Annotated in this window: 13 protein-coding genes; all 13 read right to left on the bottom strand. The window is 49.4% G+C overall.

The features are described 5' to 3' along the window. Positions 1 to 51: 51 nt before the first annotated feature. Positions 52 to 1,104, bottom strand: coding sequence for a DUF4419 domain-containing protein (locus BUC30_RS06755; RefSeq protein ID WP_244536525.1), 1,053 nt, complete (start codon positions 1,102 to 1,104; stop codon positions 52 to 54). A gap of 162 nt (positions 1,105 to 1,266) precedes the next feature. Further along, positions 1,267 to 1,761: a hypothetical protein gene (locus BUC30_RS06750; protein ID WP_073424138.1), complete on the bottom strand. Its 495-nt coding sequence runs from the start codon at positions 1,759 to 1,761 to the stop codon at positions 1,267 to 1,269. Then, positions 1,743 to 2,351: an alpha/beta hydrolase gene (locus BUC30_RS06745; RefSeq protein ID WP_073424137.1), complete on the bottom strand. Its 609-nt coding sequence runs from the start codon at positions 2,349 to 2,351 to the stop codon at positions 1,743 to 1,745. Before BUC30_RS06745 ends, BUC30_RS06750 begins: the two co-directional genes overlap by 19 nt. A gap of 181 nt (positions 2,352 to 2,532) precedes the next feature. Continuing rightward, the gene (gene purL / locus BUC30_RS06740; protein ID WP_073424136.1) at positions 2,533 to 6,408 is read right to left on the bottom strand and encodes a phosphoribosylformylglycinamidine synthase; all 3,876 of its coding nucleotides are present in this window, start codon (positions 6,406 to 6,408) and stop codon (positions 2,533 to 2,535) included. Between the two features lie 508 nt (positions 6,409 to 6,916). After that, positions 6,917 to 8,206, bottom strand: coding sequence for a histidinol dehydrogenase (hisD, locus tag BUC30_RS06735; RefSeq protein ID WP_073424135.1), 1,290 nt, complete (start codon positions 8,204 to 8,206; stop codon positions 6,917 to 6,919). Positions 8,207 to 8,276: 70 nt separating this feature from the next. After that, entirely contained in the window at positions 8,277 to 9,884 is a 1,608-nt protein-coding gene (gene cimA, locus BUC30_RS06730) for a citramalate synthase (RefSeq protein WP_073424134.1), read from the bottom strand. Positions 9,885 to 10,007: 123 nt separating this feature from the next. Continuing rightward, complete coding sequence (locus BUC30_RS06725) at positions 10,008 to 11,123, bottom strand: hypothetical protein (RefSeq protein WP_073424133.1); 1,116 nt, start codon at positions 11,121 to 11,123, stop codon at positions 10,008 to 10,010. Between the two features lie 16 nt (positions 11,124 to 11,139). Continuing rightward, positions 11,140 to 12,636 carry a M26 family metallopeptidase gene (locus BUC30_RS06720; protein ID WP_073424132.1) on the bottom strand — a complete coding sequence of 499 codons (1,497 nt, stop codon included), beginning with the start codon at positions 12,634 to 12,636 and terminating at the stop codon, positions 11,140 to 11,142. Positions 12,637 to 12,762: 126 nt separating this feature from the next. After that, positions 12,763 to 13,344, bottom strand: a complete 582-nt coding sequence (locus BUC30_RS06715) for an FKBP-type peptidyl-prolyl cis-trans isomerase (protein WP_073424131.1) — start codon at positions 13,342 to 13,344, stop codon at positions 12,763 to 12,765. A 67-nt stretch (positions 13,345 to 13,411) separates the two neighbouring features. Beyond that, a complete protein-coding gene (gene nadE, locus BUC30_RS06710; RefSeq protein WP_073424130.1) occupies positions 13,412 to 14,887 on the bottom strand; it encodes an NAD(+) synthase in 1,476 nt (491 codons plus the stop codon). 80 nt (positions 14,888 to 14,967) lie between these two features. Beyond that, the gene (locus BUC30_RS06705; RefSeq protein WP_073424129.1) at positions 14,968 to 16,374 is read right to left on the bottom strand and encodes a hypothetical protein; all 1,407 of its coding nucleotides are present in this window, start codon (positions 16,372 to 16,374) and stop codon (positions 14,968 to 14,970) included. A 131-nt stretch (positions 16,375 to 16,505) separates the two neighbouring features. After that, positions 16,506 to 17,372, bottom strand: a complete 867-nt coding sequence (locus BUC30_RS06700) for an NAD(P)H-binding protein (protein WP_073424128.1) — start codon at positions 17,370 to 17,372, stop codon at positions 16,506 to 16,508. 1 nt (position 17,373) lies between these two features. Continuing rightward, entirely contained in the window at positions 17,374 to 18,837 is a 1,464-nt protein-coding gene (locus tag BUC30_RS06695; protein WP_073424127.1) for a DnaA ATPase domain-containing protein, read from the bottom strand. Positions 18,838 to 19,172: the final 335 nt, after the last annotated feature.

Below are 19,172 nucleotides of genomic sequence, written 5' to 3'. Positions count from 1 at the left end.
GCACGGCAAAAGCCCAAGTTCAGCCGTTAAAAGTGTTGACGATTTGTCAAATCAAAACTTAAAGCTTTCGAAAAGAGCGTATCCTCGGGCCGCTTTCAACATATTCGTGGTGGTATCAACTTGAATACCAATAAAACCAGTATAAAGCTTCAAAGGATTCACTTCACCTAAATAATTCCATTCAACACATATCGAGGTCACACCTCTAGGAACATTCTGAGCATCCAGTTGTTCATTCCAATCCGGAGAATGTCTTCTATAAACATCAAGACTCTCACCTATTCCCGTATAGGGGAAAAATCTAGAAATCCAACCGTTAAAGGTCACATTGCCGCACCCTTCCGGTTCGAAATACTTGTATATTCCCCTCCAATGTTCCATATTAATTTTGCCATCAAAAACATTGATAAATTCATCAAGAACAGGATTAAGCCCAACAGCCCACCAGTCCATATCCAGACGCGAAGCAAGCCTGTTAAAGGAATCCTTGAGCAAAATCCAGTCTTCTTTTTTACCATTTATCTTGATCTTGGGGATTCCGCAAAGAGTAGTAACCGAATAAACGTAATATTCCGAAGCCACAGCCATGACCATCGCACTAGAAATGTTATAATCCACCGGGCTTGTTGTCGAGAACTTTGTTTTTAGCGGCAAACCAGTCTCTTCAGGCAACTTAGACTGTAAGACTTCAAATAAATTCGCAAGCGTCCAGAACCATTCGCGGTGTGTTGATTCGGTGGTCAGCGAATTATCCTCAAAAACAACTACAGTATCCGTGCCTGGAGCGACAAATTTATCTTTCAAAGCTTCGCGATTACTTTTGACATGAAGGCGGAAACCATCCAAAATCATAAGCCAAATATCATCCGGATTTATTTCCAAGGAATAATGATTGGCAAACGCAAGTGTAACGACATCAAAGAAAGATGATTTATCAGACGTACCTCTGACAAAAGGACTTATCGAATCGGAATACGCATAAAAAATTTTGCGTCCCTCTATTTCACGTTTATTTTTAGAAAAATGTTCTGCAAAACCACCCTTTTCAACAGGAACAAGCTTTTCTTTAAAAGGTTTGCTTTGAATGCTAGAATCAACAATCATGACATACGCGCTCGTATCGCGGACAAAGCCTTCAAAACTTTGCTTCACGTTCGAAGACAATTTGATGACTTTTTCGTCTTCACAAGAAAGCAGAACGCATGCAGCAAGGATCAAAAAGAAAAATTTATAGCAACATTTCATGCTAATAATATAGATATAACGTTACTTATTACCGCTCATAATGGCGGCAAGGTCCGCGCCACTCAAGTTCGTCTTTTCGTTGAGGGCGGCAACGATTGCGGTAAGCGACTTTTGGCAAGCCTTCATGAGGTTGTAAACTTGTTCAACAACGTTTGTTTCAGCAAGCTGATAATAATAGCAGGCCGCTTGGAAACTCTGGTAATCAGGATCGCTCCTGTAAAGTTCCATCGGGAGTTCTTTCATGACTGTGTCGAGGTCGCAAGCGAAATTTTTGCGGATTAAAAAGTCCGACATGTGGCCCGCAATAGCAATGTGGGCGGCACCATCGAGCGAACTCCCGGGCATTCGCGTGGCGCTCGGCTTTTCCTTGGAATTGTTGATTCTGACGTAGTCAATCTGGCGTTTGAACAGGAATGCGATTAGAGCGTGGCCCGCCTCGTGGCGGCAAAGTTTTTCAAATTCTTGTTCACCGAAAAATTCAATTAAGTTTTCGCGAGTTAATGTTTGTTCTGACATTTTTCAATCCACCTGTCTAAAAAATCCATCTGTTCGTCAGTATGGAACCAATGTTCGCCGCCTTGCATAACCGTGAGCGACGCGCCCACTTTTTGAGCAAAGTCTTGCATCGTTTCGTGGTCGGTCAAATTGTCATTGGAGCCGTACAAAATGTGCGTCGGGATGTTCCACTTGATGGGATTTTCTCGCACGTAGCAAAGGTATTTCCAAGAAAGCGTCTCGCCGAAATTCGTCGCAATTTTACCTTTTTCGCGGAGTTCATCTTCGGAGACGTTAGCCCATTGCATCATATTGCAAATGAGCTTTTCCAAGTTGACCATCGGCGAAATAAAGAGCGCCTGCTTGATGTGTTTTTCGCCCAAAGCGTTCATTGAGAAAAACGCGCCGATGCTATTCGCGATAAGTACGACTTCGTCGTAGTTTGCAACAATCGAGTCAAAATACGCCGAGAATTCCTGTTTGGCATCCCACGGGGTTTCCGACCTGAAATCAAAACCGATGACATCAAAATCCGGGAAAAGGGGCTTGTAATGATTGGCCTCGTCGGCGTTGCCGCCTTTCCCGTGAATATAAATAACGAGAGATTTCATTGTCCTTTCGCTTTTTTTCGCCTAGAAAATACAAAAATCTACACCAATCGGCTAGAGATAGGGATTCATAAAAAATCCGCCCCTGCGGTAAAGCAGGAAGCGGATTTATTTGCACGAGAATGGCGATCCCGGCATAAAGCCGGGATGACATAACGCAGGCCCTTCGGCAGGCTCAGGGACCTTACCCTACGAAGATACGACCGTTACGGAACAGCTGCATCCACGGGCCATCTTCGCCCCATTCTGCCGGGTGCCAAGAGTATTGGCAAGTGCGGAACACGCGTTCCGGGTGCGGCATCATCACGAGAGCGCGGCCATCTTCAGAGCAGAGGCCGTTGATGCCAAACGGAGAACCGTTCGGGTTGAGCGGATAGCGTTCGGTGTATTCGTGCTTGCCGTCGACATAGCGGAGAGCCACGAGACCCGTCTTGAGGCAGGCTTCGGCAGCTTCGCGGCTTGCGAATTCGGCACGACCTTCGCCGTGAGCAACAGCGATCGGGAGGACAGAACCTGCCATGCCCTTGAGAAGCACAGCCGGCGTATCTTCGACCTTCAAAGAGCAGTAGCGAGCTTCGAAGCGTTCGGAGATGTTCTGCACAAAGCGCGGCCAGTGCTTAGCGCCCGGAATCAAATCCTTGAGGTTCGAGACCATCTGGCAGCCGTTGCAAACGCCGAGCGTGAAGGTATCCTTGCGGTTGAAGTAAGCTTCGAATTCAGCGCGAGCCTTCGGGTTGAACAAGATGCTCTTGGCCCAGCCTTCGCCTGCACCGAGAACGTCACCGTAGCTAAAGCCACCGCAAGCGACGAGACCGTTGAAGTCCTTGAGGCTTACGCGACCGGAGAGAATGTCCGTCATGTGAACGTCGATGGATTCGAAGCCGGCCTTTGCAAATGCAGCAGCCATTTCGAGTTCGCCGTTGACGCCCTGTTCACGGAGAATAGCCATCTTCGGGCGGCTTGCGTAATCCTTGATGACCTTGGCGCTAGCAGCGAGATCGAAGGTGACCTTCGGCGTAATACCCGGATCGTCCTGTTCGAGCTTGAGTTTGTATTCACTTTCGGCACATTCCGGATTGTCGCGGAGGGCGGCAATGCGGCGAGTCGTATCGCTCCAGATTGCGCGGAGGTCAGAGAGGCCTTCGGCGTAGTCGCCAATCACAATGTTGTACGTATCGTTGAGCTTACCGATTTCAGAAACGGTATCGCCGAGACCGACAGCTTCGAAAGCAGCCTTCACAGCAGCGAGGTCTGCGTTTGCGACCTGGAGAACGGCACCGAGTTCTTCGTTGAACAAAGCGTCAATCACATTGCCCTTGAGTGCTGTAGCATCGAGCGTCACACCCACGTGGCCTGCGAAAGCCATTTCGACAACCGTCGTGAAGAGGCCGCCATCGCTCTTGTCGTGGTAAGCCATAATCTTGCCATCAGCGTTGAGCTTCTGGATCGTTTCGAAGAAGGCGCGGAGTTCCTTAGCGGAATCGACATCCGGAGCCTTGTCGCCGAGGAGGTTGTAAACCTGAGCGGCAATGGATGCACCCATGCGGTTCTTGCCACGAGCGAGGTCCACGAGCACAAGCGTCGTGTCCTTCTTCTGCAAGAGCTGCGGCGTGAGCGTCTTGCGAACGTCAGCGCACGGAGCAAAGGCACTAATTACAAGAGAAATCGGAGCAGTCACGCGGTGGCTACCCTTTTCGTCCTGCCACACGGTGCTCATGCTCATGGAGTCCTTACCGACCGGAATCGTAATGCCAAGTTCCGGGCAGAGTTCCATACCAATGGACTTCACGGCTTCGTAAAGGTCAGCGCCATCGCCTTCGTAGTTCGGCGTAGCCATCCAGTTTGCGGACAAGTTTACGCGACCCATATCCGGGACGCAAGCGGCAGCCATGTTCGTGAGGGATTCAGCCACCGTCATGCGAGCTGCAGCTGCCGGAGAAATGAGAGCAATCGGAGCGCGTTCGCCCATACTCATGACTTCGCCTTCGTACGTGTCGAGCGTTGCACTGGTCACGGCGCAGTCAGCAACCGGCACCTGCCACGGACCAACCATCTGGTCACGGCAAATCATACCCGTCACGGAACGGTCACCAATGGAAATCAAGAACGTCTTATCTGCAACGGTCGGGTTAGCAAGCACGCGATGTGCAAGGTCCTTCACCGTCACACCAGCCGGCACCACCTGAGAAGAGAGCGGGCGCTTCTGAGACTTTTCATTGCGGATCATGCGAGGCGGCTTGCCGAGGAGCACGCCGAGCGGCATGTCAATCGGAGTCGTACCAAAGTGCTTGTCCGTAAGGGTCAAGTGCTTTTCAGGGATTGCCTCGCCCACAACTGCGTACGGGCAGCGTTCACGCTTACAGATAGCGTCGAACACATCGAGCTTGTCACCAGCAATGGCGATAACATAACGTTCCTGGGATTCGTTACTCCAGATTTCGAACGGGCTCATGCCCGGTTCGTCGTTCGGCACATTGCGGAGTTCAAACTTACCGCCGAGGCCGCCATCGTTCACGAGTTCCGGGAAGGCGTTCGAAAGTCCACCTGCACCCACGTCATGAATAAACGTAATCGGGTTTTCTTCGTTCATCGCCCAGCAGCGGTCGATGACTTCCTGGCAGCGGCGTTCCATTTCCGGGTTTTCACGCTGCACAGAAGCAAAGTCGAGAGATTCGTTACCGGCACCGTTAGCAACAGAGCTCGCTGCACCGCCACCAAGACCAATGAGCATAGCCGGACCACCGAGAACGATCAAGTGGTCACCCGGGTCGATGTGACCCTTTTCGATGTGCTGGTGCTTGATGTTGCCAAGACCGCCAGCAAGCATAATCGGCTTGTGGTAACCGCGAACTTCGGTACCCTTTTCAGAAGAAACTTCCTGTTCGAACGTACGGAAGTAACCGAGGATGTTCGGACGGCCATATTCGTTGTTGAATGCGGCACCACCGAGCGGACCGTCAATCATAATGTCGAGAGCAGAGGCGATGCGGGACGGGCTACCAAAGTCCTTTTCCCACGGCTGAACTGCACCCGGAAGCTTGAGGTTCGAAACGCTGAAGCCCGTAAGGCCAGCCTTCGGCTTGGAACCCTTACCCGTTGCACCTTCGTCGCGGATTTCACCACCACTACCCGTAGCGGCTCCCGGGAACGGAGAAATTGCAGTCGGGTGATTGTGGGTTTCCACCTTCATGAGGATATCGACTTCTTCGTTGTGGAAGTCGTACTTGTTGTTGCGCGGGTCAGCGTAGAAGCGGCCAGCCGTAGCCCCCTTCATCACAGCGGCGTTATCCTTGTAAGCGCTGAAGATGTTGGAATTGTGGAGCTGGTAAGTGTTCTTGATCATCTGGAACAAGGACTTGTCCTGCTTCACGCCGTCGATGGTCCATTCGGCACCGAACACCTTGTGGCGGCAGTGTTCCGAGTTGGCCTGGGCGAACATGTAAAGTTCAACGTCGGTCGGGTTGCGCTTGAGTTCAGTGAAGTTCTTGACAAGATAATCGATTTCGTCGGCGGAGAGGGCAAGACCCATTTCCTTGTCAGCCTTCACGAGAGCGTTGCGGCCTTCGGTAAGCACCGGAATCACATTGAGCGGACGCGGTTCTTCCTTGCTGAAGAGAACTTCGAGAGCGGCAGTATCAGCAAACACGGCCTGCGTCATGCGGTCGTGAATCTTGGCAGAAATCTTTTCGCGAGCGCCAGCTGGAGCAGCACCTTCAAACTTCACGTAGTAAGCAATGGCGCGTTCGATGCGCTTGATTACCGGGAGGCCGCAAATGTGAGCGATATCGGTAGCCTTCGAGCTCCACGGGCTGATCGTACCCGGACGCGGGCAGACCACAAAGAGTTCACCTTCGAGCGCCTTGACTTCGCGCATCGGGCCGTAATGAAGGACCTTTTCGAGCGTTTCCTTTTCGGAAGCGGTCAGGTCGGCGGACAAATCCACCACATGGAGGAATTCGGCATACACAGATGCAACCGGAATCCCAGCGGCCTTAAAATCAGATGAAAGCTTTTGCAGACGGAAATCCGACAGAGCCGGAGTACCACGAAGAATGAGCATTTTGACCTCTTTTAGCCTAAATATTTACCGCCCCAAATATAGCAATTTAGGGGAAAGATTAAAGACTAGAAAGACGAAGACAAGAATGCAATGAAGGTGGCTAAAAAAGAGGTTTGAGGCAATCGAACAGACTTTTTTTTGCGTTTTTATGCTACTAAACATTCATTTTCAGCAATTTAGTAGCACGTTTTTTACTTTGTTCAATAGATTTTTGATAATGAAAGAGTGTCATATGCTATTAAATCAGCATTTCAACAATTTTAGTAGCATAATTACAGCGTTAATTATGAAAAAAAGCGCCCAGATTGGTTAATTTATTCAAAAATTATGCAACTAAATTCGGATTTTTAAGCATTTAGTAGCACATTTTCGCATTTTGTCCACTTTCAGCGAGCGAAAAACGCTTTTTCAGCAAAAAAAAGCTCCGCAAAATGCGGAGCCGTTTCATAAAATGTAAATAGAACTGTGTAAGGCGCCCCCGCAACAAGTGCGGGGTGACATTTCACAATTACAGTCTCTTGAGAACTGCGGCGGCGTGGTGGATGAAGCCTTCTTCATTAGCCACGACAGCGATTGCCTTTGCGTTCTTCTTGATAGCCTTTTCGCTATACTTGATGATGCTCATGCGCTTGAGGAAGTCATAGACGCCGAGCGGGCTAAAGAAGCGCCCCGTGCCGTTCGTGGGGAGAACGTGATTCGGGCCAGCAAAGTAGTCACCCACCGGTTCAGAAGACCACGGACCGATAAACACGGCACCCGCATTTTCAATCTGAGCGGCCATCGATTCGGCTTCGTCCGTCATGATTTCCATGTGTTCCGGAGCAATGGCATTTGCAATTGCCACACCGTCGAACCAGTCCTTCACCACGAGGATGCGGCCGAAGTTGTCGAGCACCTTCGTGAGGAGTTCCTTCTTCGGGGAATTTTCCACCTGAATGTCCACACATTCGCTAATCATCTGTGCAGTTTCCATGTTGTCCGTAATGCAGATGGCGGCTTCGAAACCGGAACCGTGTTCCGCCTGGCTCAAAAGGTCAGCAGCGACAAAGTCCGGATCGCAGGTATTGTCTGCAAGCACGAGCACTTCGGAAGGCCCAGCCACCATGTCGATATCCACAATGCCAAAAACTTCCTTCTTAGCGACTGCGGCAAAGACGTTACCCGGGCCCACAATCTTGTCGACACGTTCCACGACGACCTTGCCCTTGCCATCCTTGGCACCGTAAGCGAGCATACCGATAGCCTGAGCGCCACCGATGTGGTAAACTTCGGTAATGCCGAGTTCGCAAAGCACAAAAGCCACAGCGCGGTTGATTTCGCCCTTGATCGGAGTCACGACAACGATGTCCTTGACGCCAGCAACAATGGCCGGAACCGCATTCATAATGACCGTGCTCGGGTAAATGCCAGCACCACCTGGAACATAAAGACCCACGCGCTTCATCGGGCGGATACGCTGGCCGAGAACCACGCCGTCCTTGCCTTCCATGAGCCAAGAATCTTCCATCTGGTTCACGTGGAAATCACGAACGTTCTTGATAGCCTGCTTGAGAGCGCGCTGCATTTCGGGCGGGCACTTGGCGGCAGACTTCTTGATTTCGGCTTCGGACACGCGGAGGTTCTTGCCCTTGAGGCCATCGAACTTCTGAGCGTATTCCACAGCCTTGGCATAACCGCCGTTCTTGATGTCGGCGAGAATGTCCATGACCTTGTCGTGAATTTCCTTGCTCGGAGCAACTTCACGACCACAAATTCTGTCAATCTCTTGAGACTTCGGAGTGACTTTTACGATTTTCATTTTAACAGACCTTCTATTTTTTAAACTCTAAAACCGGCGCGGTTCGGCAAATTGTCGCAGTTCGGTGAATTTATACAGACGCCACATCGAGATGCTTGTAGGCATTCGGGATAACGTTGTCTTCAAGCAAAATCTTGTACGTAAGACCATCGACAAAAGCCGTCCAGCAGGCTTCAATGATGTTGCTCGAAACGCCGACCATGTTCCAGTAGCCGTGTTCATCGCCAAACGTCGTCCACACGCGAACCGTAGCATCGGATGCCACATTGGAACCGAGCACGCGCACCTTGAAGTCGTCCAAGCGCACACTTTCCATGCACGGGAAGAACGGCAATAGAGCCTTACGAAGAGCGGCATCGAGAGCGTTCACCGGGCCATCACCTTCGCTCACCTGATGACTAATCTTGTCGCCCACCTGGAGTTTGACCGTCGCCTGCGACACAGAAACACCCTGCGGCGTCTTGTCTTCAATCACGCGGTAGTTGAGCACTTTGAACGGTTCCTTGACCATTCCCAAGTGGCGGTACACGAGCAACTTAAAACTCGCTTCTGCACTGTCAAAATGCCAGCCAGCGTTTTCGCGTTCCTTGATTTCCTTGAGGAGGCTTGCCACCACCGGATCCTTCTTGTCGATGCCCGGCTTAATCGCCTTGAGCTTTTCGACAACGAGAGAACCACCGGCCTGGTCGCTTGTCACGAACACGCGGTCGTTACCCACCGTATGCGGGTCGATATGTTCAAAACTGCGGCTGACCTTCATGACGCCATCGATGTGCGCACCACCCTTATGAGCAAATGCGGCATCGCCCACGTACGGGGCATGCACGTCGCTCGGCAAGTTCACAATTTGGTCGATATTGCTGCTCAGCTGACGCAAGTGCGAGAGCTTCTTTGCAGCCGTAAAATCGCAGTCCATCTTGAACTTCAAATCGGCAGCAATTGTCGTGAGGTTTGCGTTACCACAGCGTTCGCCGTAGCCATTCACCACGCCCTGCACCATCACGCAGCCCGCTTTCACAGCGTAAATCGAGTTTGCCACGGCAAGTCCACTGTCGTTATGCACGTGGATGCCAAGCGGAGTAGAAATCTTTTCCTGAACCTTCTTTACGATTTCTTCGATTTCCCACGGCATCGTTCCGCCGTTCGTATCGCAAAGCACAATGCAATCGGCATGGCCAAGTTCAGCCGCCTTGAGCGTTTCGAGCGCGTATTCCGGATTAGCCTTATAGCCATCAAAGAAATGTTCCGCATCGTAAATCACCTCTTCGGAATGTTCCTTGAGGTATGCGACCGAAGACTCGATCATGTCGAGGTTTTCTTCGAGAGTCGTGCGGATAACGTCCGTCACATGCAAATCCCAGCTCTTGCCGAAAATCGTCTTGACCGGAGCTTCGGACTTGATGAGCGCCTGCAAAAGCGGGTCGTTCTCGGGCAAAATCCCCGGACGGCGCGTAGAGCCAAATGCGGCAATCTTTGCATGCTTGAGCTTTACGTCCTTGATGAGCTTGAAAAATTCCTCATCGGTCGGATTGCTGGGGTTCGGCCAACCGCCTTCAATATAGTCAAATCCAAAGTGGTCCAAAATTCGAGCGATCTGGACTTTATCAGCTAAGGAGAGACTTATTTTACGGTCTTGGTTACCGTCACGGAGCGTTGTATCGTATAAAAGGACTTTCATGTGGGTAAAAATAGAAATTTATAAAATGGCGATGCCGGAATAAATCCGGCATGACAGCATAATGAGCTATGTCAGAACAGATCCGGCATGACAGCTTAATACGCGAAAAGCGACAAGTAGTCGTTACTCGCGATCGTCGAGGGGTTCGGCGTCTTCGGGTTCCTCAACAGTCCATTCGCGGATGTGCTTAGCAAGTTCAGTTGCTCCAGCGCGTTCCACCTCATCCGAAATCGCATTCAGCTCGGATGCATCGAGGCCCGGCAAATCGCGTTCGTAATGATTAACGTAGCTTTCGAGCAATTCGAACTTTTTGAGATTTGCAAGGAGCATCATCAAGCTCGTATCGCACTTGCCGCTATCGCGGTACTTGATGTGATCGAACAAAAGCTTGTCGACGCCAGCGTCGTCCTTAAGCATGCAGAGTCTTGAAAGATTCATGACCTTCGGGTAGCATTCGTACAAACGCGTGGCGTACTTGAGGCAATCCGTCTTGCGGCCTTCGCGGTCAGCAATGGCGGCCTGCAAATCGAGGAACGCTTCTTCGTCTTCGGCACCCGGATCTTTCACATCGCCAAGCCACTGCTTTGCCATGGAAATGTTGCCTGCGACAAAGTAAGAGTTTGCAATGTCGATGAGCGTTGCATTGCTCTTGTCCGGATCCTTGTAAAGCGAAGCCTTCGCAAAGTTTTCGGTATCCTTGATGGCATCCGCCATGTCGCAAATCGCATCGAGAACGTCTTCGCGATTTTCAAGTTCCGTCGCATCAATCACGCTCAGGAGCTCTTCAATCAAAGCCTTTGCACGTTCCACCGACATTACATCTTCAATCGAGAGGAACACGACTTCGCGACCTTCCCCACCCACGTGACGCACCGCCAAATCGTGAATCAGGTCCGCAATGTAATCCTTGTCGTCATAAGTCTTGGCGACTTCGATAAAGAACGTTCCGGCATCGTAGAACAAGTCGTTCCACGTATCCATTTCTTCATCGTCTGCCTTGAAAGCCAAGAAATCGCAGCGAAGCGTCCAAGCCAAAAGTTCAAGCTGGAGCTTCACATCCTTGATTTTTTCAATATCATCAAGACCGTTCGCAATCGCCTCGTACAGTTCGTCCGGGCGGTGCAACAAACGGCTTTGTCCGTTCACAATTTCGCAAAGAGTCTTGCGAAGACGGTCTTCTTTACCACGAAAAGCCGCCTCAGCAGAAGGCGACTTCCAAAATTTTTTCTTTTTAGCCATGTTCTAAATGTAGAAATTACTCAGCCCAAGTAAAAGCCGGATAGCCACCAAACGTAGCCGAACCCGCTTTCCAGACGCGACCAGTTCCATTAAGAGTTGCAATAAACGTTGCAGCCTTTACTTCTTCGGTAGAAAGACCTGTCGGGAGTTCCATGTTCATCTGGTTTGCCACCACAAGGCACGTACCACCCACAGTCTTGTCATAATAGACATTAGACACGGTCACCGTCGAAGAGACCTTTCCGGCAACAGTGCCAGAGACGTTGTTATCAGGGACCTTACCGGCATTGTAACCAATATCGACATTAGATTCGCCATCGACAATACCCATAATTCCACCCATATTCGTGGCGGTACCTGAGACTTCAGCGATGTTGAAAACATTCGTGACCGTAGCGCCTTTCACGCTACCAAAGACACCGCCTGCAGACAAAACTTTCTTCACGGTAACAGCACCAGCATTAAAGACTTCGTTTAAGGCAGACTTGCTCGATGCTACAGCAATGACACCACCGACATTGCTCATGGCACTTTCATCAGCATTCACAGCACCATAGTTGCCAGCATGATCCAGCTTTGTAGCTGAAAGCGTTGCCATAACACCGCCGACATCCTTTGTTCCCGAAACCTTGCCATAGTTAAACAAATCACGGACAAAGCCTTCACCTTCCGTCACAGAACCATCGCTATTGACAGTCGTTGCAAAAGCGCCAGCAACACCACCGACCGTGGACTTACCAGAGACTTCAGCCTTATTCGTCAAATGGTCAAAAGCACCATCTTGCAAACGACCGACGACACCACCAACGGAATTTTCACCTTTCACGACACCCGAGACCACGACGTTAGCCACCGAAACATGAGAGGCTTCGCCAATCAAACCGCCAACGCGGTCCATACCGCTAACATTGATATCTTCGAGAACGCAATTATCGACAACAGAAGAATCCATCTTGCCAGCAAGGGCACCTGCATAAGTACCCACCACCATTTTAGCACTCTTCAGAACAACATTCTTAACCACGGCACCGCGCGCAAGACCAAACAAGCCCTTATAACTAGCCGTATCGTTAATCGTCATCCCCGAGATGGTCTTGGAATCGCCATCAAAGGTTCCGCTAAAGGGGCGGTTGCCTAAACCATAAGCATTCTTTCCAAAAAGACCGATCGGCTCCCACGCTTCCGTAAGAGCAATATCAGCCGTTTGCTTGAAATACTTATCCTTGAAAGTCATTGAGGAATCGTTCACATAAAAAGCAAGCGCTTTCAGTTCCTGTTCATTCGAAATCTGATACGGGTTTTCAGCAGATCCATCACCTTGTGGCCAAATCAGGGAATAATCCCTTTCAATCGGTTTCAAATCATCATCGAGAATATTAGGAGGGGGTTCTGTTTTAGAGGTATCCTGCGGAGTCTCACTATGTGAAGACGGTCTTACCGATGCAGCATCATCGCTGCAAGCAAACAGAAACATGGGCAAAGTAGCCACTGACAAAATTTTTGCAAAACGCATATCCAACCTCTTGTGAAGATTCCACGACTCCTCAGCTTAAATTAAATAAAAAAAGACCAGAACGTACGTCCTGGTCTAGTCTTTTTTTCATATTTCGCGAGATTTTCGAAATCTCAGCAATAAGCCTTACTTGCCGTGATGTTCAGCGTGGTGTTCGCAGCCGCAGCCACCATTGCCATCGCAGTTTTCCTTATTGCCATGACCACCGCATTCGCATTCGTGATCGCCATCGTGGCCACCGCAGCAGCAGTGGTGGTCAAACGGCTTGAGGTCTTCTTCGGTAGCTTCACGCACGGAGACAACTTCAATGGCAAAGTTGAGGTTCTTGCCAGCAAGTTCGTGGTTGGCATCGATGATAGCCGTCTTTTCGCCAACGGACTTGATACGGATCGGCATCGGACCACCCGGAGTCTGGGCATAGAAAGCCATGCCTGCTTCGACCTTGTCGACTCCCTGGAACACGTTCAGCGGAACTTCCTGAGTCATGCGTTCGTCGTATTCGCCGTAGCCTTCTGCCGGAATGACGACAACGTCAAACTTGTCGCCCACATCGTGACCGACCATAGCCTTTTCGAGACCCGGGACGATCATGCGCATGCCCTGGATGTACTGGAGCGGTTCGCGACCTTCAGAGGAATCGATAACCGCACCTTCATCGGACTTCAGGGTGTAGTGCATCTGGACGACTGTTTTTTCTGCAATTTTCATAAATATCCTTTAGAATCGCGAGCGAACCCGCGGTTGAATCTTGATGCCCAAATGTAGAAAAAAGAGGCTAAGCACTCACCTGGCTTTCGCGGTATTCGCCACCGAAAGCATGACCGCTCACGGAGAGGATCGGCGGGAACTGGATGCGCTTTGCCAAAGCAAGTCCCTTAAACCTGCGATACCAAAGACGCATGTCTTCAATAACCGCTTCGACCGTCGGCAAATGAGCCTTGAAGTAAGCGGCATCCACACCGAGCGATTCGCAAATCATTCCTTCCATCGCAAGCTTTTCGGTAAATTCAAGGCTCACACCCTTTTCCACCCACATCGCAAAGAGCTTGTCGTGGTACGGGTAAAGAATCGGGTCACCCTTGCCTTCATCGACGTTCATCGCTTCGGAAAGTTCTGCGCTCGCCGGAATATCAATTGACGCCGTCGGGATAATTTCCTTGTCACGGTTGATGTAGCGAGCCAAAGCATAGACCTGAGTTTTCCACAAGTCACCAAGAGCGCACATTACACCGCAAGTATCGCCATACAGCGTGCAGTAGCCGACCATCGCTTCACTCTTGTTGCCATTGCAAGTCACGCCTGCGCCGACCACAGATGCAACCGTTGAAAGAATCGATGCGGAACGCGTCCTCGCCTGCAAGTTCTCGTGGTTGATTCCAGCGACTTTCATCACAGTATCGTTACGCACAAAAGAGCAACGTTCCAGCGTATGGCAAACAGATTCGATAATGTCCGAAATCGGAGCAACCATGTACGGCGTTCCGAGATTTTCTGCCAAGTCACGAGCGGCATTCTTTGTCGTATCGGAATTGAAGCGTGTGGGCATGTTCACGAGGTAAACATGCTCAGGTCCAATCGCTTCAGCATAAAGAGCTGCCGAAACCGCGCTATCGATACCGCCACTTGCGCCAATGACCATACGCGAGATATGGAACATCTTCAAGTTTTCGCGAATCATGAACACAAGCGCATCGTGAATCTCTGCAATTTCACTCGGATAAGGTTTCGCCGATTCTACATCAGCTTGCACCAGTCCATCGTTAAATTCGACAACAGCATCCGCTTCGCTAAAGAGTGGCATTTCAAAAACGATTTTGCCATCGCAGTCAAACACGCGGCTACCGCCAGCAAGAGCGTAAATGTTCTTACCGGTATTGTCAGTTCCAACGCCGTTCACACAAACGATCGGCATTGCACTGTCTTTTGCCAAATGAGAAAATTCCCTATTTTCTTCTTCACGGCGACCGACCGTATAAAAGTCTCTACCATGAGTCACATGGGCAATACCATGAAGCGGAGAATCATCAAGAGCGTCCCCACTTAAAAAGAACGGCATCGTTCCTGCATACTTGCGGATTTCAGCCCAATCCACAGGGAGAGCCCTATTCGTCGGTCCAGTCAAAGCATAACGCGGGAAGACAATGCAATCGGCATCTGCTGCACGAGCACGGTCCAGTGCGGATTTCATTGTTTGCATATTTGCCTGCACATTGCCCGGCAAAATCTTCATCTGCGCTATATAGAGTTTCATGATTTAATTCCTTTGACAAAGAAAATAAAAAAATGCACCGCCCATGAGCGATGCATTTTTTGAAAGACGCGTCCTAAAACCTATTCGTACTGCGGAGCATCGAAAGAGGTCGGAATCTTAGGCGTATCCGTGCCATTATGGATGAACGAGAATCCGCTAATCTTGTTGGTTGCTTTATCGATCGGTCCCGTCTGGAGCTGTCCATGAATATTTGTACACCTATCCAGATTCAAGCAGCTTCTGTTACGCAGTATCATTTGGTAACCATAAATGTCCCAGAAACCAGACTTGAGTTCTACATTTTTGTTGCCTTCAAAAGCGGCAATTTCAAATGTACCATCCTCTTTTAGCGAGAATTCCCATTCGATTCCATCTTTTGTCGCCTGCCATTCACCGACAAAATCGCTAGCCTTTTCGTATTCATATTCGGTAGCTTCAACCTTGCAGTTCATTGCCTTACCATCCGAGAGAGCAATAGTGTTATCCGTTCCAACAGAATAAGCATACATGGTATGAGCTGTTTTGCTAAAGTAAGCAGGACGCATCAACAACGTACTGCGCTGGATATCATAGTGACCACCAACCCAGTAAGCGAGTTTTTCACCTGCAGAAACGTCAACAATATACGAATTGTCGAAGAACGTAAATGTTCTCGTCGTATCGCCATCAGTGCATTCGTAAATTTTGTTCTGAATGTCGGCAGCCTTGGAGACTTTACCCTTCTGAACCGCGACACTAGCCTTTACAGCTTCGCTATATTCTTCAGAATCATTGAGTGCATACTTGACCTTTTCATCCTTATCAACAATGAATGAAAGCTTTAGTCCCTTTTCAACTTCTTCCTTGATCTTTTTAGCACCGTCCGTATCGGCATACTGCATACCGGTATTTTCATCGGTAAACGTCACCACGCCATTTGCAAAATCCGTATAAGTTACTACCCACAATTCATCAGGAATGCGGAGTGCCACAACGCCTTTTTTGCTACCGGTAGAAAGGTAAACCGTCTGATCAAAAATCTTGAATTCATAGTTCTTTTCGAGGTCTTCAAGCTTTGCTGTACGAGCGCCTTCCGGAACATCAACAGAAGAAGACGAAGACTCCGGAACTACACTACTCGAAGAGCTTTTTGCATCCTTGCCCTTGCTTGATGATGAATTCTTGTCGTTCTTTTGAGAAGAAGAAGACTTTTCATCTTTTGCCGTACTTGAAGAGCTCTTTTCGTCCTTGGAATCAGAGGACTTGTCATTACCCTTCTTAGAAGAGGAGGACTTATCATCATCCTTAGAATCAGAAGATTTCTTATCATCGGATTTCGACGAAGAAGACTTTTCATCGCATTCATCAGAATCGCAATCATCCTCTTCAGAAGAAGAGGAAATTTCATCCTTGTCATTTACCGGAGACAAAGGGGCTTCATCTTCACCGCAAGCCGCAAAAAGGAATGCAGAAGAAACCAAAAGGGCAAGTAATTTTTTCTTATTCATGTTATGTAATATAAATTATTTAGTCCAATTTAGACCAATAAATGTTTACAATTTATACAGAAAAAGGGCAGAAAACGCCCCAAAGCGCCCTGTTTTAGAAGAAAACGTATTATATGGAAAAGCCCGAATTACTAGAAAGGGCAGCCCGGATGGTAGTCGAGATCTCGTTCAGCCTCATCAATGGACGGGGCTGCATCGTACAGAAATCCCGCCAAAGCCTGCTCGGCAGACACGCGCTTGCCACCAATCCAGTTTTTCAACACCGCAAGGTGCTTCGATATCCACCACGGGAGCGGAACCATCAGGTGGTGCATCCCGGCGTCGGTCAGCACATGCTTAGCCATTTCCGCCATCGTCATTACCGTTGAACCAGCAAGGGCGTAGGTCTTCCCCACCGCACTTTTCATAAGTCCCGCCACGGCAATTCCCTTGACCAAGTCCACGCTGCGGACCGGGCGTTTTAAGCACTTGCCGCCACCCGGCATAAAATAGACTGGGAAACGCTTTACGTAATCGCGGAACATGTTGAACTCCACACCGCCCCCATCGCCAATCACAAGCGTCGGACGCACAATCGTCCAGTCGAGTCCAGAAGCCTGCACCAAAGCCTCGCCCTTCTTTTTGCTTTCGCCATACGGCGTGAGTATCGGGTATGTCACCGAAATACTTGAAACATAGAGGAAACGGCGGACGCCTGCAAGCTTGCTAGCTTCGAGCACATTCCGCGTGCCATCCGTATTTACGTGTTCAAAAGCACCGCGTTTTGTAGATAAAAGAATTGCCGCCAAGTGATAGACGACATCGACGTTTTCAAACGCCCCTCGAATAGAATTAAAATCGGTCACATCGCCGTAACGGACGTCCACCTCGCTCGGTAAGGACTTCGCCAAAGAATCGCCCGGAAGCGTCAAGACGCGGACACACACTCCCCGTGCTATTAGTTCCCGGCACAACGCCTTCCCTACGACGCCGGCGCCACCCGTTAAAAGAGCAATCATGCTAGGCTTCCAGCATATAACGGATATCTTGAACGCGCCTTGCGAGGGACGCATCCGTTTCCATCTGCTTTTTCAGGGAATTAATGGCGGCGATTACAGTGGCATAGTCCCTGCAGAACATCGCACCGATATTCTGGAGCGAATCGGTCGTAAGTTCGCGGCAAAGGAACATCGCCACCTTGCGGGGCATAGAAATCGCGGCAGACTGGCGCTTGGACGAGAGTTCACAGACCTCGACACGGTAATCCATAGCTACCGCTTCAATAATGTTCTTGGCAGTGAGTTCCACATGGCCGCTATGTTCCGACGGAGCCACGAGGCGCTTCACGCCATTCAAATTCAAATCGGCCTTGCAGAACATGTTCATCGCACCGAGGAAGTTCAAGAGACCTTCAATCAGGCGCACGTTCTTGCGCGGCGGCATCGAGAGGTAACGGCAAATTTCTTCGCGGTCAGCCTTTGCAAACGGCAAGTCCTCGGACTTCTTGCTAATCAAGTTCATGCGGGTTGCAAGGTCCGGTTCGTCAATGCCCACAGCCACACAGGAGGCAAGCGGAGCAAGGAGCTTCTTGGAAATGCTCGGAATCGAAGACCTCGAAGAACCGCGGGATTCGTTATCCGTATCAACAACTTTAAACAAGCTCGGATGACGATCGCAAGAAATCACGACCTGCTTACCTTCGGCTCGCAAATGCTTAATCAAGACCGCAAGGCGGTCCTGCGTCCAGAGGCCCTTTTCCAAAAGCTGAACATCATCGAGCAAAAGCACATCGCAAAGTTCATAGCGTTCGCGGAACTTCTGTGTAAGTTCGCGCACATTGCCCGTCTTGTTATGGAGTGCAGATGCCATAGCTGTTGCATCACGCAAAAAATCATAAGCGTGGCAATAGACAATAGATGCTTCGGGTCGGTTCTTCTGGATTTTAGCAGCAATGGACTGCAACAAATGCGTTTTGCCAAGACCGCTTTCGCCATAGACAAAAAGCGGATTCAAAGCCGGGTCACCCGGATTTTCGGCAACCGCCTGGCAAGCGCGGAAAGCCGTAGAATTGCACTGTCCTTCGACAAAATTTTCAAAAGTATAACGGGCATAAAGCGCCAAAGGCTGCTTCGGGCGCTTAACTTCAGCCTTCTTTTTCTCTGGACGCGGAATAACGGGCATCGTGAGCTTGATTTCGGGAATCGGATCCGAAGGAGCAATCTGACGAATGCGATAATCAACAAATTCACTACCAAATACAGCTGTAAAGGACTTGCGCAACAAATCGCCATAGTGGGAATTCACCCAGTTCTCGCGAAGCTCGTCAGGAACAGTGAGCAAGGCATAACCATTGCACATTCCCTCATAACCAAGAGCGTCGAGAATTACGGCACCAAAAAAGTCCTTGCATTCCGAACGCACGCGGTCGAGCACCTGTTGCCAGGGCGACTCTGCAATATCCAACAAAGAAACAGTATTATCCACGATCTAAAAAACCAATCCAAAGTATAAAAGAGCAAGCAAAAAATAAGAAAGGAATTTTAAAGGAAAAGCACCCCGAACGAAAAAAATTTGAAAAGCGTGTTTTTGGTTCAAAAAAGGCAAAAAATTTTTAGAAACATTTTTTATCACCCTTTTTCCAATTTACACCACCCTTACGAACGTATGAGTGACAAAATTATCACTTACTATCAGCACAACTTATCAACAGGTATTTTTTTCAACATCCCTTGACAAGATTTTCCTTACTTAAAACATACAAATTCTTATACAATTGGCGAAATTTGCTCAAAAACGCCAATTTTCAACATTATAAAAAA

It is taken from the genome of Fibrobacter sp. UWB7 (assembly GCF_900142945.1).
Taxonomy (GTDB): Bacteria; Fibrobacterota; Fibrobacteria; order Fibrobacterales; family Fibrobacteraceae; genus Fibrobacter.
Note: the sequence above shows the minus strand (reverse complement) of the source record. Positions and strands in the feature narration are given on the sequence as shown.

What these genes read in the sequence shown, in the direction of transcription:
- BUC30_RS06700 (WP_073424128.1), bottom strand. Translation starts at nt 17,372, where the DNA reads ATGATTGCTCTTTTAACGGGTGGCGCCGGCGTCGTAGGGAAGGCGTTG.
- BUC30_RS06750 (WP_073424138.1), bottom strand. Translation starts at nt 1,761, where the DNA reads ATGTCAGAACAAACATTAACTCGCGAAAACTTAATTGAATTTTTCGGT.
- BUC30_RS06725 (WP_073424133.1), bottom strand. Translation starts at nt 11,123, where the DNA reads ATGGCTAAAAAGAAAAAATTTTGGAAGTCGCCTTCTGCTGAGGCGGCT.
- cimA (WP_073424134.1), bottom strand. Translation starts at nt 9,884, where the DNA reads ATGAAAGTCCTTTTATACGATACAACGCTCCGTGACGGTAACCAAGAC.
- BUC30_RS06715 (WP_073424131.1), bottom strand. Translation starts at nt 13,344, where the DNA reads ATGAAAATTGCAGAAAAAACAGTCGTCCAGATGCACTACACCCTGAAG.
- BUC30_RS06755 (WP_244536525.1), bottom strand. Translation starts at nt 1,104, where the DNA reads ATGATTGTTGATTCTAGCATTCAAAGCAAACCTTTTAAAGAAAAGCTT.
- BUC30_RS06745 (WP_073424137.1), bottom strand. Translation starts at nt 2,351, where the DNA reads ATGAAATCTCTCGTTATTTATATTCACGGGAAAGGCGGCAACGCCGAC.
- BUC30_RS06705 (WP_073424129.1), bottom strand. Translation starts at nt 16,374, where the DNA reads ATGAATAAGAAAAAATTACTTGCCCTTTTGGTTTCTTCTGCATTCCTT.
- nadE (WP_073424130.1), bottom strand. Translation starts at nt 14,887, where the DNA reads ATGAAACTCTATATAGCGCAGATGAAGATTTTGCCGGGCAATGTGCAG.
- BUC30_RS06720 (WP_073424132.1), bottom strand. Translation starts at nt 12,636, where the DNA reads ATGCGTTTTGCAAAAATTTTGTCAGTGGCTACTTTGCCCATGTTTCTG.
- purL (WP_073424136.1), bottom strand. Translation starts at nt 6,408, where the DNA reads ATGCTCATTCTTCGTGGTACTCCGGCTCTGTCGGATTTCCGTCTGCAA.
- hisD (WP_073424135.1), bottom strand. Translation starts at nt 8,206, where the DNA reads ATGAAAATCGTAAAAGTCACTCCGAAGTCTCAAGAGATTGACAGAATT.